This window comes from Aulosira sp. FACHB-615, from assembly GCF_014698045.1.
Taxonomy (GTDB): domain Bacteria; phylum Cyanobacteriota; class Cyanobacteriia; order Cyanobacteriales; family Nostocaceae; genus Nostoc_B.
This window is the reverse complement of record NZ_JACJSE010000028.1, coordinates 24,129-40,901: the sequence shown is the minus strand read 5'-3', so window position 1 is coordinate 40,901 and position 16,773 is coordinate 24,129. Positions and strand designations below refer to the sequence as shown.

Genomic DNA, 16,773 nt, shown 5'->3' with positions numbered 1-16,773 from the left:
ATTAGAAACAACTAGGAGATAATTCAAGTGTTTCATCTGACTTACGAATTTAAACTTAAACCCACACAAAGCCAAATTGCCATATTTGAAGACTGGTTAGAACAATGTCGCCGTGTCTATAACTATGCGCTGTGTGAGCGTAAAGACTGGATTAAATCTCGTAGTTGTCGGATTAATGCTTGTTCGTTACATTCTGAGTACATAATTCCTGCCGATACACCAAGACCAACCTATTTTAATCAATCCGAAAAGTTAACCCAAGCAAAAAAGAAATATCCTGAACTTAGGAAAGTTTCAGCACAAGTTTTACAACAAACATTAAAACGCCTTGAGAAAGCTTTTGTTGCACTGTGGGAACAAAAACACGGTTTCCCTAGATTCAAAAAACCAGAGAAGATGCGCTCTTTTGTGTTTCCGCAGATAGGAGTTAATTCAATTCAAAAAGGAAAAATACTGCTTCCCAAGATTGGCTGGGTAAAATTTCATCAATCACGAGAAATCCCTGATAGTGGCAGGATTAAACAAGCTCAAATTGTTAAACGTGCTTCTGGTTGGTATATACTGCTCATTGTGCAGTGGGATGTAGATGTACCACAACCAATCCCGCACGGTGAAGCAGTAGGAATTGATGTCGGATTGACAAGTTTTATTGCTACCTCTAATGGGTTAACTGTCAAACGTCCGAGGTTTTTTGTAGATGCCGAACGCAAGCTTAAATTGCTGCAACAGCGTGTTTCCAGAAAACGGTTAGGCTCGAATAATTGGCACAAAGCTATTAAGAAAGTAGCAAAATTACATGAGTACGTTGCTAACTGTCGTAAGGACTGGCACTTTAAACTGTCTCACCAAATCTGCAATGGTGTTGGGATGGTATTTGTTGAAGACTTAAATCTAGTCGGGTTGTCCCGCAGCATATTAGGTAAACACTGCTTAGATGCGGCGTGGGGTCAATTCTTCAACATCCTGGAGCAAACCTGTTTTAAACGCGGTGTCTATTTTCAGAAAGTGGACAGTCACAAAACAAGCCAAATCTGCCCAAGCTGTGGAACCGATACAGGCAAGAAAGAGCTTTCAGAACGTACTCATGTTTGTTCAAACTGCGGCTATACATCAGATAGAGATGTTGCAGCCGCGCAGGTAGTTCTTCAAAGAGGGCTTGCAGCCGTAGGGCATACGGTCAAGATGCTTGTTGAGGGTAAATTTGTTGGAATCCCGAAGATGCAAGAATCTCTGAATTTATAATTCAGGGAGTGTCAAGATGATGTTGGTAGGCTAATTGAAACTATTATTCCAGACACAACACCAAATGACTGGAATGATAATCCTAGAACTCGCACTGAGTATTACACAGATGGCTTGGTTAAAGCACAAATCGATGAGCGTGGCAATCGTACAGAGATCCGCTATGATATGGCAGGGCGGCAAATTCAGGTAATTTATTCTGATGATACACCTGCAACTTTAACAGATAACCCCAAAACCACTTATACTTATGACAAAGCAGGACAGCGGATTGCTGAAACTGATGCGCTCAACCACACTACTACATATAAGTACGACGATTTAGGGCGGTTGACCAAGACTGAGTTCAACGATAAAACTGATACTACTAGCGAATATGACAACTTAGGTCGGCGCATTGCGATGACTGACCAGAATGACAAGCGGACTGAATACCGCTACGATACGCTGGGTCGCTTGACTGGAGTGAAGAATGCGCTTCAAGACTGGGCAGAATACGGCTACAACGAAGTTGGGAATTTAATTTGGATCGAAGATGCCAACGATCATCGCACCAAGTATGAATACGACGGCGTGGGTCGTCGCACGGCAGTAATCTTGCCAATGGATCAACGCTCTGACACAGTTTATGATTCTGTCGGCAACCTTAAGACTTACACTGACTTTAATCGCAATACTACAACCTATAGCTACGACTCCATGAACTGGATGACCTCGAAACAGTTCCAGGACGGATCGAAGGTAACGTATACTCATACGGATACAGGTTTGCAAAATGTGATTGCGTTTGTTGATGCTAATGGTCAAACTACTGCGACTTATGACTACGACTATGACGAGCGCGATCGCCTCGTTAAACGCACTGATAATATTGATGGGGTTAGCCGCAGTATTAGCTATACCTATGATGCAGCAAGTAATCGCACTTCAGTTACTACCGCATCTGGTACTGTTAACTATACTTTCGATGTTCGCAACCGTCTCGACAAAGTAATTGAAAATGGGATTACTACAGCAGATTATGATTATGATGCAGTAAGTAATTTGGTGCTTACTACCTTTGCTAATGGTACTTCAGAGATCCGTCAATACGATGACCTTAACAGGTTAAAGTATCTAGAAAATCGTCGGGGTGATAGTATTCTGTCCAGCTATACCTACACGCTAGATAAGGTGGGCAACCGTACCAAAGTTGTCGAGCAGAATGGACGCACTGTTGATTACACTTACGATACTTTATATAGGTTGACTCAAGAGAAAATCACTGATGCAGTTAATGGAAATCGCATCTACGGTTATACCTTCGATAAGGTAGGCAATCGCCTTACTAAGAGTGAGACTGTCTACGGTGCTACAACGGTTACTGATTACGTTTATGATGCCAATGACCGATTGTTAAATGAGACAGTGAATCAACAGGTAGTTGTTAATTATACCTACGATAACAATGGCAATACCTTAACCAAGACCGAAAATGGCATTACAACTGAATACACCTGGGATTACGAGAACCGATTGATTGCTGCAAGGGTAAAAGATGCCAATGGTGTAACACAACAATCAATGCAGTATCGATATAACGATAATGGTATTCGAGTTGCATCAACGGTTAATGGTGTTGAAACGCGGTATTTAATAGATGATGTGCAGCCTTATGCCCAAGTTTTGGAAGAATATTCTCCTAATGGTGCCGTGCAAGTCGAGTATGTCTACGGCAATGATTTGATTGCTCAGGAACAGGGTGACAGTCGTAGTTTCTACCATATTGATGGTTTAGGTAGTACGCGGGTATTGACCGATGCTACAGGAAGTATTGTCAGCAATTATAACTATGAGGCTTACGGAGAGTTAATTAACTTTACAGGTGGAGTGGAGAACAAGTATCTGTTTGCTGGGGAGCAGTTTGATGAAGCATTGGGAGATTATTATAATCGAGCAAGGTATTATGATGCTCATAATGGAAGGTTTTTGAGAAGGGATACATATGAAGGAAAACTGGAAGAACCTTTGACGCTGCACAAGTATATTTATGCTAATGACAATCCAGTTTACTTTATCGATCCAACTGGGTTTATTTCCACTACTTTAGGCGAGTCTAATGCTATTTTTGCAATTCTAGCAATACTTGCTACGATAGGTTACATCACGTCAACAACTTTACAAAAAGAAGAATTAGATAGAAATCTTACTTTTTATCGTGGTACAACATACTATGCTGCATTAGAAATAGTAAGTTCCCAAAGTATAAGTTCTTCTTTACAAAGGACTATTAATATTCAAAGGTACTATGGCAATAGTCCAGAGCGACAAGGGGTATACTTCTCAAGTCAGTATTCAACGGCAGCATACTATGCTAATTTAGTAGCTGGAGATGGTTCAGGAGGAGGAGAAGGCATTTTCTCTGCCATTGTACCTGAAAAGCGTTTTGGTATATTTGCAGCAAAATACGGAATTTCTGTCGAGGTACCTGTTCCTCAAGCACCTACACCAGGGCAGACAGAAACACTAATTCCATACAATGCAATACCTGAATTTGATACCTTTGCCCGGTACAGTTTTGTCTAGTATATTAGAGAAAATTACGAAAAGCATAGATAAGCTAATCGTCATTCATTTTTTCAGACAGATTCGCTTATAATAAGGGCTTAAGCCCTGATTTGATGCAATTTAAATGCTCATCAGCTTATTGCTGAGAAAAATATGGATTAGATTCCTGTAAAGATATGTAGCACCGAAATTTTAAATGTTAATTTTTAAATTCAATATGCTAGATAATACTAATAATTATAAGTAATGCCTATACTATTGGTTGAATTAAACATAGATGGAGTCACAATTGATAAGTCTCTCTTACCTAATCAAGAGGAAAATTCATTTATTTATGAACATCTTCGACACTATTGCTCAAAATTTTATCCATTACCAACTATTACAATTAGAGTGTGTGCTGAGTCTGTATTTGTAGTTCGTGGATACCAATATTTATTGATTGCCAGAGAATTAGGACACCAACGTATTCGTGCTGTTATCGATAAATCTTCACCGGAAAAGTGTATTCAGAGCTTTCTTGAAAAGCCTTCTGTAAGCCAACTAGACTGGCAGGCCGCTAGAAACGAAGAAAATGATAGATTGGTTGGATATTTCTGGTACGTTTTCTTTTTTGAAAAACCACTTAATAAACAGGAAAAAACTATTTTTGAGAATACAATAGTAAATTTTTTTAGACAAATTAAACTTCCTGAATGGGCTGAGAAATCTGAAAGCCGAATCCAAAATTTGAGCTATCCCTATTCTGGGTCTTGTGCAGAGTTTCAAGCATATGTACCAATTGCAGATGAAAGATGGTATTCTGAATCAAGGGCAGTATTAATAGAATTTCATTTAAAATGCGCTCCAATAGCCTCATTTCAAGGACAAATATTTAGATTTTAACAAAAGCTATAACCCGTATTAACGACAGTAATGAGTATTAATATAAACAGCAAAAAACTTTTTTCTTGGGAGCATCTAGTTTTGTGAAGAGATACAAAAGATGTTGAGAAAATGATGAGAAGAAATAAAAACTGTGCATGACTCACCATTAATCAGCATAAACAAGAACCAATTAAAGCCTACGTACAAGAATTGGCAATATTGCTGTATAAGGAAGCAGACAGAAGTCAGCAGACGTACCTGGAAGACAGAGAAAAAACAGTGCGGAGTTAAATGTTGATGGCGATTCACTTCACTCTACCATTTTTCAGGCTGTGGTACAGACAGAGCAGAACTTTTACCCCTACTCCCCCACAGGAAACCGCCGCATCATCTCGGCCAACGCAACCGCCTCACCATCCGGCGTGTATACAGTGTCCCCCGACATCGCAATCACAATTCTTTGTCGCCTCGCCCAATCAAACCAAGCAACCACATCCGATTTAGCCTGTGCTGACTCCGGCTTCCGTCCCTCCTTACAAGCCGCCAAAAACACAGCTTCTGGTGACTTGATACCCTTCCAAGTCCGTATCGCCTCCTTCAAATAAGCGATCGCACCCGGTACATTATCCCAGCACCGCCTAACTGTACGCTGAATCTCTGCGTTGAGCCGAAACTGTGGAGTGCAAGGTATTTTTCGTAATTGTTGCAGCACTTCCTGAACTTCCTGGTTGCTAGGCTGTATTGATTTTTCTTGTCGCTCAAAAGCGTAGTCATCATCACCAAAGTCTTCGTCACAAAAATTTGACGCAACCGGGGCGGCGGAAAAATTGTCCTCATAAGTAACTGTCTCGGTAGTTGAGTCAACCAGTTTTATGTCTTCAACGAAGTGAGTAATTTCGGGTAACTCTGGTTCTGGGCTTTGACAAATCCCTTCTTGGTTCTCCAAAATCTCGTTTTCCACTTCCTCACTTTTTTCAAGCTCAACAGCAGAGTGTTGTTGTGGCTTTGAAGCTTCTGGATGGGATCTGTGGTATTGTTCTGCACTGACTTTGGGATGTTCAGTTTTGCCTCTGCCGTGTTCAATAAGAAGCAAGGGGGCAGGGGGCAGGGAGCAAGGGAGAATGCCTTCTTCCTCTAATCTTGAATCCTCTAAAGTGTTTATCCCCCTGCTCCTTATTTCCCTGCTCCCCTGTTTTTTTCCAAGCAGCTTATTCAATACATCAAAGTTCAATTTATACTGCCAAGTCCTATCCTGCCCGTTACCGGGATTCTTCTGCTTTGAGATAATACCCATCTCGTCAAGCAGAGCGATTGCACTCCTGATTACGTGAAGGCTATGCTCACCCATTAGGTCAAGATAGATTTTCTTGAGAGGCTGGTAAATCCAGGGTGTACGATGGTTTTTCATCTTCCACTTTGTCCAGTGCCGGAAATACTCAATTAGCTTGGCCGCGCAGAAGTTTCCGGTGATATCAAGATACTCCCGGCGCAGAATAACCAGGACAGAAAACCTTTCGGCAGATGCAATGCTGCTCATATTCCACCTTCTAAAATTTGTCAAAATTAGTTAAAACGGCATATTTTCTTGGTCTTCTTCGGGTGCTTGTGACCAAAATTCCCTAAGCTTTTGGCGTTTTACTGCCTGGAATTGCTGTTTCTCTTCGGGCGAGACTTCACCTATTAACTGCGCTACTTCATCGCGTTGCTTTTGCTTCCAGGCTTCTGTGTCCACAGTAGGTAAAGCCAGTGGTTCATTTTTTGTAGATGGTCTGAAGTTGCGACGACGGAACAAAAACCGGAAATGACGTTTATCTTGCGGTGCGAGACTTTGCCATACTTCGGCATCCCAACCAGGGGGCATGAAGTCAGATGACGGAGGTAACAGGGTTTGGATTTGGGCTTGTAGCTGGGCGAAATTGTTTTGTAATTCCTGAATTTGTTGCTGTAGCTGAGGAATTAACTTGACTGATTCTTTGGCAATGGTTTCGCATTGCAGAAAGTATTTACGGATCTGTCTACCTTGTTCACTCTTTGACAACATCCCCATTTCTTTGAAGCATTCGGTTGTCAAATAGATTTTTTCGACTGGTCTACCTGCTTTTGAATTTTCTTCCCAAGTGATGAAAACTTGATATGGTAAAGGTTCCAGCGATTCGTCTTCGGGTTGTACGAAATAATCGAAGTTTCGTTCAAAGTATGCCGTCAACATTCTTTTGGCATTGCTCTTGGTACTATATCCCAACACTGACCAAGCCCAATCAAAATCTATAATCTGGTTGCTGTTATGCAACTGTTGAGCGATTTCAAGCGTAAATTCTGGTGTCATAAAATTATTCGTGGTAAAGGTTAATATTTGGCGCATGAAAATATCGGCAGCACTTGACCCGTACTGCATTCAGTTTTTGTAAAGAGGTAAATTATGCGAGTTCTATTTACTGGTTGTTGTCCTTCCAGAATCGCAACTCATCCTTAAAGTAACGGTCAGTCTTCTTGGGCTTGTCTTTCCAGTGATACCAAGCCACCCAGACTTCATCCCCCATGTCTTCGATGACTTCACCCTTGGCGTTGTATAAAGCGCAGTAAATGTCGGCATGATTGACCATGACCGCTTGTTTAAAGAATTACTTTCTACCTTTTTTGTTGAGTTCTTAGATTTATTTCTGCCGCAAGTCGCCAGCCAGATAGACAGTGATTCAATTCAGTTTTTACCCCAAGAAGTTTTGACTGATGTCACTTCTGGGGAAAGAAAGGAAATTGATTTACTTGCTCAAGTGCGTTACCAAGGACAAGAAACCTGTTTTTTAATCCATGTCGAAAATCAGTCTTACACCAAGAAAGAATTTGCCAAACGGATGTTTAAGTATTTTGCTCGACTGCACGAAAAATATGACCTACCTATTTATCCCGTGGTGATTTTTTCTTTTGATGAACCATTACGCCCTGAACCACAAAACTATCGCGTTACCTTTCCTGATTTAAACGTTCTGGAGTTTCAATTTGCTGCTATTCAACTCAATCGTTTAAGCTGGCGGGATTTTCTAACTCAACCAAATCCAGTAGCCGCAGCATTGATGTCGAAAATGAATATTCCCAAACAAGAGCGTCCGCAGGTAAAAGCAGAATGTTTGCGATTGCTGGCAACCTTAAAACTAGACCCAGCCCGAATGCAATTAATTTCTGGGTTTGTGGATACTTATTTGCGATTGGACGAGACTGAAAAACAGGTCTTTCAAGCAGCAATCAGTACAATGGGGTTAGATGAGCAGGAGGAAGTTATGGAAATTGTTACTAGTTGGCAAGAAGAAGGCGCTCAAAAGGCAAAAGAAGATATTGCATTGAATTTACTACGTGAAGGTATAGCAACCGACGTGATCATACGAGTAACAGGGTTAACGGTAGAGCAAGTGCAGCAATTACAAGCACGAATGCAACAAGAGAATTGATTAGATTGTACTGATTATTCTAACGTCCAACTTTGTTCTAAACCCACGGTGCGTTTGCTGCTCAAGAGTTCACACTGACCTGCTGATCACTAAGGTTTAAGCGTCCTTTCAATCCGACGGTCAGGGATGAGGCACATAATTGCAACCAGAACATACAATGCACCACCAAACCACGGTTTTACAAAAGTAAGGGGAATTGCCACCCCATAAATCAACACCGATATTTTGCCCTTAAAATCTCGCCCAACCGCCTTGGACAGCATTGAGTCTCGACCATGATGAGAAATTAAGGTACGACTCAGAATCAAATAAGCGATCGCCGACATTAAAAGAACTACACCATTTAACTTAATCCAGCCTTGGCTGACAGTTTTTCCTATCGCTCAACTATGATTAGGATTTGCTAAACTTCAATCCATTGTTTATGGTCTTACTTCCCCACTTTTTATATTCCTCTGCTTAGAGTGACAAATGAGGGTTATTCCAACGATAATTATTTACTTCAACCTATTTAATTTGGCACAGCGACAAATAAAAAGTCACTGTCAAAAAACAGACTTAACGGGACAAATCAGAACTCTGCTGCTGATATTCCATTGCTTTTGGGTAGTCTCCCAAAAACTCGTAAGCATTACCGAGATTTCTTAGGGCTTTACTCTCACCAATACGGTCTTTGATTTCCCGCGCGATCGCTAAACTCTGCTGCTGGTATTCTATGGCTTTTGGGTAGTCTCCCAAAGACTGATAAGCAGTACCGAGATTTCCTAGTGCATTACCCTCACCCAAGCGGTCTTTAATTTCCCGCGTAATCGCTAACACCTGTTGTAAATACTCAATTGCTTTTGGGTAGTCTCCCAAAGACTGATAAGCAGTACCGAGATTTCCTAGTGCATTACCCTCACCAATACGGTCTTTGATTTCCCGCGCGATCACTAATCTCTGCTGCTGGTATTCAACTGCTTTTGCGTAGTCTCCTAAAAAATAGTAAGTAAGACCAAGATTTCCTAGTGCATTACCCTCACCCAAGCGGTCTTTAATTTCCCGCGCGATCGCTAAACTCTGCTGCTGGTATTCAATTGCTTTTGGGTAATCTCCTAGATAATAGTAAGTAAGACCAAGATTTCCTAATGCTTTACCCTCACCATTACGATTTTTGATTTCCCGCGCGATCACTAATCTCTGCTGCTGGTATTCAATTGCTTTTGGGTAATCTCCTAGATAATAGTAAGTAAGACCAAGATTTCCTAGTGCATTACCCTCAGCCAAGCGGTCTTTAATTTCCCGCGCGATGACTAAACTCTGCTGTTGGTATTCAATTGCTTTTGGGTAGTCTCCCAAAGACTGGTAAACAATACTGAGATTTCCTAGTGCATTACCTTCATTCAAACGATCTTTGATTTCTCGCGCGATCACTAAACTCTGCTGTTGGTATTCAATTGCTTTTGGGTAGTCTCCTAAAGAATAGTAAGCATTACCGAGATTGATTAGTGACTGTCCCTCACCCTTACGATCTTTGATTTCTCGCGCGATGACTAAACTCTGCTGTTGGTATTCAATGGCTTTGGAGTAATCTCCTAGATAATAGTAAGTATTACCAAGATTTCCTAGTGCTTTACCCTCATTCAAACGATCTTTTATTTCTTGCGCGATTGCTAACACTTGTTGTGTATACCCAATTGATTTTGGGTAGTCTCCTAGAGCATTGTAAGTATTACCGAGATTTCCTAGTGCTTTACCCTCACCCAAGCGGTCTTTAATTTCCCGCGCGATGACTAAACTCTGCTGCTGGTATTCAATTGCTTTTGGGTAGTCTCCTAAAGAATCATAAGTAACACCGAGACTCCCTAGTGCTGCAACCTCACCCTTACGGTCTTTGATTTCACGGGCAATAGCTAAACTCTGCCGTTGGTATTCAATTGCTTTTGGGTATTTTCCTAAAGAATCATAAGTAACACCGAGACTCCATAGTGCATTACCCTCAGCCAAGCGGTCTTTAATTTCCCGCGCGATCACTAAACTCTGCTGTTGGTATTCAATTGCTTTTGGGTAATCTCCTAGATAATAGTAAGTAAGACCAAGATTTCCTAGTGCATTACCCTCAGCCTTACGGTCTTTGATTTCCCGCGCGATGACTAAACTCTGCTGCTGGTATTCAATGGCTTTTGGGTATTTTCCTAAAGAATTATAAGTAACACCGAGACTTCCTAGTGCTGCAACCTCACTCTTACGGTCTTTAATTTCTTGATAAATAATTAATGCTTGTTGCCAAGACTGTAATGCTGCTTCAAATTGACTGATTTGATACTGCTGATTACCTTGGTTAAACAGTTTATCTGCTTGAGCTTTACGTGGGTCTGGGGTTGTTGCTACGGCAACTGAATTAAGGTTGAGGAGAAAATCTAGTTCGGGTAAATTTAAGTTAACGCTGAGAATCACACCCAGTAGGGCAATGAGGGCATATTTGCGGTGTTTGGGATACATCTGTGTGAGTCGTAGGCGGGGTTGAGGTTTATTTTAATACCCTGATACATCGCAAAAATTAGTGTGAGATTAAAATTTTATTGCCTCAACCCACGATCAGTAAACCAAAAAGTTTTCCCAAAAGGGCTACTGGAGTAATAGCAGTGATCGCAGACGGTCACAATGACAATGGGTTAAAAAATATATGGAAAACCTTAAAGTAACTTTAAGAACTTATTGTTTTACGCGATCGCACCTGGCACATTCTCCCAACTTCGCTTCACTGTGCGTTGAATCTCTGCATTGAGCCTGAACTGGGGTGTACAAGCAGGGCATCTCTATCAACCATTAAACTATAAGAAAGCGAAGAGTTACCCATACTAGAATCACCTGGGCAGAGGTGGTGGAATGCTGCTGCCAAAACGTGGGGGTACAATGTCCGCAATCGCCTTGTTGCGGATGTTTTTTATGATGAAGGCACAGAATTTATCAAGTTCACCAACGGCAAAGAAATTACGGTAGAGACTGCGTGGCGTTGGGAGTGGGAACGGTTGCTGAAATATGCCACTACCTGAAGTACGATCACGTTAGCACTAAGGTTTCTTCCAGCAATCGCCTCCATATAAAACCTTCTGACTACCATCAGGCGCAAAACGGACACACCATCCTTGTGTTTTTGCTTGCCATTCGCGGTAGGCGGTAGCAACGACGAAGATGGTTAGTGTGATTAACGCTGCTTTGACACTGTTGCTTTACTTGCCAGGGAATTTCATGCTACAGTCCGTAAAAGCGCATACGTAAGTTGTATCTAGTGTAAATTCACGCTTTTACCAGCCTAACCATGCCACAAGACTTTTCCGGTCAAAATCTTCGTGGGCGCTCGTTCAAAGCTCAAAATCTTGAGGGGGCGAATTTTAGTGGTGCAGATATTCGAGGAGTAGATTTTAGCGGAGTTAATTTAAGAAGTGCAAACTTTAGTCATGCTACTGCTGGGCTGGCATGGGGTGGATTAATTGCTTTGTTAGTTACTGCATTGTTATTTGCGGCAGTAGCAGGTTTATTTTTACCCTACTTTACTATTGAGACTATATCATTGTTCACTACTAACAAAGACCTAACCAGAGGCTTTGTTGTAATAATATTAGGATTTTTATTTACTTATTTTTTTCTTCGTCAAGGCTTGTTTGTTGCCACAGTCGCCATAGCTTTATCAGCAACTTTTAGTGGCATGATATCTTTGTCCACTAGCATAGTAGCAATTTTAGTTTTAACTGTAGCATTAACTATAGCTTTTGCTGTAGGTAAACAGGCTGTAAATCTAACATTAGCATCATCAATAATTGCCACTTTGTATATCACTGTAGTCTCTGGAAAGACACAACCAGAATCATTATTTGTGATTGTGATTGTAACTATAGCAGAGATAGCATTATCAGTTTTCATCAGCCGACAAGCTTTAGCACAAGAGCAAAAGTATGCCTTTATTCGGACTTTTGCAATTTTATTTGGCATCAGTGATGGAACTCGTTTTCAAGGCAGTGACTTAACAGATGCGAATTTTACTGCGGCAACGCTTGAGAGTATCAATCTGTTAAAAGCTAACATAACTCGTACTTGCTGGTTTAATGTCAAAAAATTGAATATTGCTCGTTTTGACAACACTTATCTGGAACAGCCACCAGTACTAAAACTGGTTACTAGTAAACAAGGACAATCTCAAAATTTTGATCATCAAAACCTACGGGGAGTTAACTTACAAGGTGCAAACCTAACAGATGCCAGCTTCATAGGTGCAGACTTAAGCCACACCAACCTACAAGACGCAGACTTGACCAGAGCCAAGCTAGTACAAACCCAACTGGACGGCACGGACTTCACTGGCGCAACTCTCACGGGAGCATACATCGAAGATTGGAACATTACTACTAGCACCAAGTTCGACGGAGTGTGCTGTGAGTACGTTTATATGCGCTTGCCCACACCTGACAACCCAGACCCTCACCGCAAACCAGACAATCGCCAGGAAGTGTTTGCAGACGGAGAGTTTGGGGATTTTATCAAGCCAATCTTCGATACTCTCGACTTGTACCACAGCCAAGGTGTTGACCCCAGAGCGATCGCAATTTCGTTCAAGCAGTTAGCTGAAAATCACCCTGACGCTGAACTTGAGATAGTCGCAATGGAGAAACGCGGGCAGGACAAGTTTTTACTCCGTGCCAAAAGTGCGATCGCGGCTGATAAATCCGAACTGAGTGCAGAGTATTTCGTCAACTATAATCAACTTAAAAATTTACCAGACAGAGAAATTAAATTATTACTGGCAGAAAAAGAAAATCAAATCCGCAGATTAGAAAATATGGTGATGACTGCCTTGGAGCGTCCTAGTTTTTATTCCAGTACACAAATACAAGAGGTAGGTACAATGAATCCAAATCAAGGGGGAATTAATCAAAGTGCAAATAACAGCCAATTTGGTCAAGGACAACAAGCTGCAATAGGAAGTGAGCATCAGATGTCGATGAATAATAACGAAAATTATAAATCTAAATATGACTTCACTAATGCTGATGTAGGTAATGTTGTTGATACGGCTCAATCTAGTAGCCAACAGATAGGTAAGCAATATAATTATGCACCAGAACAAAAACAGAACCTTGCAGAAGCCGCAGCTGAAATTAAGCAATTACTAGAGCAATTGAGCCAGTCTTATCCTACCAACACAATGACAGGAAAAATGGCACTGGCAGCAGAAGCCACGCAACGCATTGAAAATAACTCAACCTTAATGCACAAAACAATCAGTGCGTTGAGGGCTGGTGGTACGGCGGCACTGGAACAAGTTCTGAGTCATCCCGCCGCCAGCTTTGTCATTGCTGCTTTAGATGATTGGAGCAAAAACAATCCATAAATTATTAATTAGGCAGCACTAGACCAATTTAAAATAACCGTAGTTTGGTTTGGTATGAAAAATATTTTATTACTATCAAATATTTACTATGAATCAGCCAAAGTCCCCTGACGATAACCCAGCATCTTCACTTGACTCAGAGATAACACAGCAGGCTAAGAATTCAACATTCGGTGGTGGACAGCAGGGGACTATAGGTGAAAGTAATATCCAAAATCAGGGTAACAATAACTTGCTAGGCAATACCTGGAATATTTTTTTGGGTCAGCAAACAACCCCAGTAGGCAACCCTGCTGTACCAAAGAACGAAAATTACAATATTGATGTTGGACAGCAGACGATAACATCAGTTAATCAGAGTACCCAGCAGCAGAAAATCTTGATTCTGGCAGCAATCCCTCACGGTCTGCGGTTGGATCGAGAAATCAGGGAAATTGAAGAAGCCATACGACGAGCTATAAGACGAAATTTGTTTGAGATTCGGATTAGAACTGCGGTACGTCCTCAAGATATTCGCAGAGCAATCGCAGAAGAACGTCCTTGTATTGTTCATTTCTGCGGACATGGTTTAGAAGATGGCAGCTTGTTATTAGAAGATGATGGCGGGAACAACAAACCAGTTTCGGCAGAAGGGTTGGCATCACTGTTTAAATTACACGCCGATTATGTCAACTGTGTCTTACTCAATGCCTGCTACTCAGCTAAACCAGCCCATACAATTAGCCAACATATTAATTATGCAATTGGTATGAACCAGCCCATTGGTGACAAAGCTGCAATTGTATTTGCTCAAGGATTTTATGATGGTTTGGGTTACGAAAATTCAGAAACTCAAGATATATTCCAAAGAGCTTTTGACGAAGGGTTAGTTGCTGTTCAGATGGAAGACATCTCGCAGGGACAAATACCTGTTTTAAAGCAGAAATCACAGAATAACTCACCATTTAGCGATGATCAGCAAGCAAGTTTTAAACCAATAATTTCACCTTTTGATTCTTGGAAGTTAGCTAAAAATACAGCTGTTTATGCTTTGGAGGAATTAAAAATGGTAGATGTTGAAAGCGGAAAAATAATAAGAGGATTAGCTATAGATGAAATTCCTGATGATGATAATCATTGTATTAAGCTAGAAAATCGCTACCGCTTACACATCAATTTTCCATATATAGGTAAAAACTTATTGTTAATTAATGAAAGTGTGGAAGGAAACAAGTATCTCATTTGTCCTTCAAAAGCTTTTGCAGAAGTGCCTTACACATTTTTATCTGAAAATCTTTATTTACCACTTGATGATACAAAATTGGGACGAGCTAAATCTTTCAAATTTACAACAGAAGGAGAAGAATATTTCCTTGCTATCTTCACAGAGAAACCAATTGATTTATCCTGGATTAATAAGGAATGTCCAGCCAGGGATGTTGAGCTAAATCAAAAACGTCTTGAAGAGATATTTATTAAATTAGAGTATTTGAGTAATAATCAAATTTTCTATAAAAAATTTAAAGTCACAAAATAATTTTTTCAATTATTTTATTTTTTAAAAGATAAGTAGAAATTTAAAAACAAATTACTAATAAATTGCTGTTTTAAAAATTATTTTATTTTTGTACATTAATAAATTAAAGACGAAGAAAATATGAATAAAATTATTATTCAACATAAAGCAATTTACAGAACAGTTTCATTAGTTAAAAATAGTAATGTAGATTCCAGTAAGATCAATTTTTATCCTTACTCAATTGTCATTAGTAATAGCAAGTTAGAGAACGATAATACTCATCTAAAAAAAATAGAAGATAAAAACTATGAGTTGTGTATTTTGATGGGAATTGGAGCTTTCATAATAGTATTTTTTATCTTTAAGAAATTGAGCAAAGATGCTAAGGCTCTAAAATATTACAATAGAGGGGTTGAATATCGCCAGTCATGCCAGTTTCAAGAATCTCTTCAGAATTATAATCAAGCCATTGCTCTTAATCCTAATTATGTTAGTGCTTACAATAATCGAGGCAATATCTATCTTCTTTTAGGAAAGCCTGAAGAAGCCCTCAAAGATTTCAACCAATATGTTAATATCAAACCTCATGCGGCTGATGCTTACTACAACCGAGGACTAGCTTATTTGAATTTAGGTAATCTTCAAGATGCACTCACAAATTATAACCAAGCTATTCATTTTGATTCTAATTATGCTTATGCCTACTATAATCGAGGGTATATTTATTTTCGCTTAGGAAACTTCCAACAAGCATTAGAAGATTTTACCTATACCATTCGTCTTACACCTAATGATCCTCAAGCTTACGGTATGCGAGGAATTACTTATGCTGAACTAAGAAAATTTCAGGAAGCAATAAAAGACTTTAACCAAGCCCTACTTCTTAATCCTAATTATGCTGACTTTTATTATAATCGAGGGAATGTCCAACGTAATTTAGGAAATCTCCAAGAAGCACTTATAGATTATAATCAAGCTATTCTTCTTGCTCCCACTGTTGTTGCAGTATACATTAACAGAGCAATTGTCTATCGTAGATTAGGAAACTCCACAAAAGCATTAGAAGATTATAACCGAATCTTAATTCTCGATCCCAATTGTATTGATGCTTATTACAATCGAGGACAGGCTTATACTTATTTTGGAAATCTTCAAGAGGCAAGCGCAGATTTTGATCAAGTTTTGCGTCTTAATCCTAATGATGTCAATGCTGATTTTATGCGAAGGGCTATCCAGTTAGCTGAATATTATACCCAAGTTATTAGTCACAATCCTAATGATGCTGAGGCTTACTACAATAGAGCAACTGTTTATGCTGATTTAAAACTGTCTCAAAGAGCAATAGGAAATTATAACCAAGCTATTAATCTCAATCCTGATTATGTAAATGCTTACCACGACCGAGGAACTGTCTATCTTGAGTTAGGGAAGCTTCAAGAAGCAATTGAAGATTTTACCCGATCTATTCGTATCGATCCTAATTATGATCGGGCTTACTATAGTAGAGGGACTACCTATCTTCAGTCAAACAATCTGCATGAGGCAATCAAAGATTTTAACCAAGCATTACGTCTTAATCCTAATCATGCTAATGCTTACCATAATAGAGGAAAAAGTTATTTCGGCTTAGGAAATCTCAAAGAAGCAATTGAAGATTTTGATCAAGCGATTCGCCTTAATCCTAATTTAGCTCAGGCTTACTTCAATCGAGGGAATGTTTATTCTCAGTTAGGGGAAATTCAAAAGGCGATTGCAGATCATAACCTAGCAATTCATCTTGAACCTAATTTATCTCAAGTTTAAGCTAT

12 protein-coding genes are annotated in these 16,773 nt (G+C 39.9%); 7 read left to right on the top strand and 5 right to left on the bottom strand.

Translation table 11 applies throughout. The annotated features are described in order from the left end of the window. The first annotated feature begins 27 nt into the window (after nucleotides 1-27). The 3 genes from H6G77_RS28205 to H6G77_RS28195 all read left to right on the top strand — a co-directional run bounded on the left by H6G77_RS28205 (nucleotide 28) and on the right by H6G77_RS28195 (nucleotide 4,674). Complete coding sequence (locus H6G77_RS28205; protein WP_190873314.1) at nucleotides 28-1,242, top strand: RNA-guided endonuclease TnpB family protein; 1,215 nt, start codon at nucleotides 28-30, stop codon at nucleotides 1,240-1,242. 114 nt (nucleotides 1,243-1,356) lie between these two features. Further along, on the top strand, nucleotides 1,357-3,807 hold the full coding sequence (locus H6G77_RS28200) for an RHS repeat-associated core domain-containing protein (protein ID WP_242049331.1): 2,451 nt from the start codon (nucleotides 1,357-1,359) through the stop codon (nucleotides 3,805-3,807). 228 nt (nucleotides 3,808-4,035) lie between these two features. Next, complete coding sequence (locus H6G77_RS28195) at nucleotides 4,036-4,674, top strand: hypothetical protein (protein WP_190873313.1); 639 nt, start codon at nucleotides 4,036-4,038, stop codon at nucleotides 4,672-4,674. Between the two features lie 343 nt (nucleotides 4,675-5,017). Here H6G77_RS28195 and H6G77_RS35925 read toward each other — a convergent pair whose 3' ends face one another. The 3 genes from H6G77_RS35925 to H6G77_RS28180 form a co-directional block, all read right to left on the bottom strand. Then, nucleotides 5,018-5,749 carry a hypothetical protein gene (locus H6G77_RS35925; RefSeq protein ID WP_242049330.1) on the bottom strand — a complete coding sequence of 244 codons (732 nt, stop codon included), beginning with the start codon at nucleotides 5,747-5,749 and terminating at the stop codon, nucleotides 5,018-5,020. 474 nt (nucleotides 5,750-6,223) lie between these two features. Next, nucleotides 6,224-7,051 (bottom strand): KilA-N domain-containing protein, encoded by an 828-nt coding sequence (locus H6G77_RS28185; protein WP_190873312.1) that lies wholly within the window; start codon nucleotides 7,049-7,051, stop codon nucleotides 6,224-6,226. 37 nt (nucleotides 7,052-7,088) lie between these two features. Then, the gene (locus tag H6G77_RS28180) at nucleotides 7,089-7,259 is read right to left on the bottom strand and encodes a hypothetical protein (RefSeq protein WP_190873311.1); all 171 of its coding nucleotides are present in this window, start codon (nucleotides 7,257-7,259) and stop codon (nucleotides 7,089-7,091) included. On the opposite strand from H6G77_RS28180, the gene H6G77_RS28175 reads away from it, so the two are divergent. Beyond that, on the top strand, nucleotides 7,248-8,099 hold the full coding sequence (locus tag H6G77_RS28175; protein WP_190595164.1) for an Rpn family recombination-promoting nuclease/putative transposase: 852 nt from the start codon (nucleotides 7,248-7,250) through the stop codon (nucleotides 8,097-8,099). The genes H6G77_RS28180 and H6G77_RS28175 overlap by 12 nt on opposite strands. 89 nt (nucleotides 8,100-8,188) lie before the next feature. Here the strand turns inward: H6G77_RS28175 and H6G77_RS28170 are convergent, their stop codons facing one another. Continuing rightward, entirely contained in the window at nucleotides 8,189-8,425 is a 237-nt protein-coding gene (locus H6G77_RS28170) for a hypothetical protein (protein ID WP_190595165.1), read from the bottom strand. Between the two features lie 232 nt (nucleotides 8,426-8,657). Continuing rightward, a complete protein-coding gene (locus tag H6G77_RS28165) occupies nucleotides 8,658-10,580 on the bottom strand; it encodes a tetratricopeptide repeat protein (protein ID WP_190873310.1) in 1,923 nt (640 codons plus the stop codon). Nucleotides 10,581-11,400: 820 nt separating this feature from the next. Here H6G77_RS28165 and H6G77_RS28160 point away from each other — a divergent pair. The 3 genes from H6G77_RS28160 to H6G77_RS28150 all read left to right on the top strand — a co-directional run bounded on the left by H6G77_RS28160 (nucleotide 11,401) and on the right by H6G77_RS28150 (nucleotide 16,768). Further along, a complete protein-coding gene (locus H6G77_RS28160; RefSeq protein WP_190873309.1) occupies nucleotides 11,401-13,467 on the top strand; it encodes a pentapeptide repeat-containing protein in 2,067 nt (688 codons plus the stop codon). Nucleotides 13,468-13,555: 88 nt separating this feature from the next. After that, entirely contained in the window at nucleotides 13,556-14,983 is a 1,428-nt protein-coding gene (locus H6G77_RS28155) for a CHAT domain-containing protein (RefSeq protein WP_190873308.1), read from the top strand. A gap of 120 nt (nucleotides 14,984-15,103) precedes the next feature. After that, nucleotides 15,104-16,768 carry a tetratricopeptide repeat protein gene (locus H6G77_RS28150; RefSeq protein WP_190873307.1) on the top strand — a complete coding sequence of 555 codons (1,665 nt, stop codon included), beginning with the start codon at nucleotides 15,104-15,106 and terminating at the stop codon, nucleotides 16,766-16,768. Nucleotides 16,769-16,773: the final 5 nt, after the last annotated feature.

What these genes read in the sequence shown, in the direction of transcription:
- H6G77_RS28150 (WP_190873307.1), top strand. Translation starts at nt 15,104, where the DNA reads ATGAATAAAATTATTATTCAACATAAAGCAATTTACAGAACAGTTTCA.
- H6G77_RS28175 (WP_190595164.1), top strand. Translation starts at nt 7,248, where the DNA reads ATGATTGACCATGACCGCTTGTTTAAAGAATTACTTTCTACCTTTTTT.
- H6G77_RS28180 (WP_190873311.1), bottom strand. Translation starts at nt 7,259, where the DNA reads ATGGTCAATCATGCCGACATTTACTGCGCTTTATACAACGCCAAGGGT.
- H6G77_RS28165 (WP_190873310.1), bottom strand. Translation starts at nt 10,580, where the DNA reads ATGTATCCCAAACACCGCAAATATGCCCTCATTGCCCTACTGGGTGTG.
- H6G77_RS28160 (WP_190873309.1), top strand. Translation starts at nt 11,401, where the DNA reads ATGCCACAAGACTTTTCCGGTCAAAATCTTCGTGGGCGCTCGTTCAAA.
- H6G77_RS28185 (WP_190873312.1), bottom strand. Translation starts at nt 7,051, where the DNA reads ATGCAGTACGGGTCAAGTGCTGCCGATATTTTCATGCGCCAAATATTA.
- H6G77_RS28195 (WP_190873313.1), top strand. Translation starts at nt 4,036, where the DNA reads ATGCCTATACTATTGGTTGAATTAAACATAGATGGAGTCACAATTGAT.
- H6G77_RS28170 (WP_190595165.1), bottom strand. Translation starts at nt 8,425, where the DNA reads ATGTCGGCGATCGCTTATTTGATTCTGAGTCGTACCTTAATTTCTCAT.
- H6G77_RS28155 (WP_190873308.1), top strand. Translation starts at nt 13,556, where the DNA reads ATGAATCAGCCAAAGTCCCCTGACGATAACCCAGCATCTTCACTTGAC.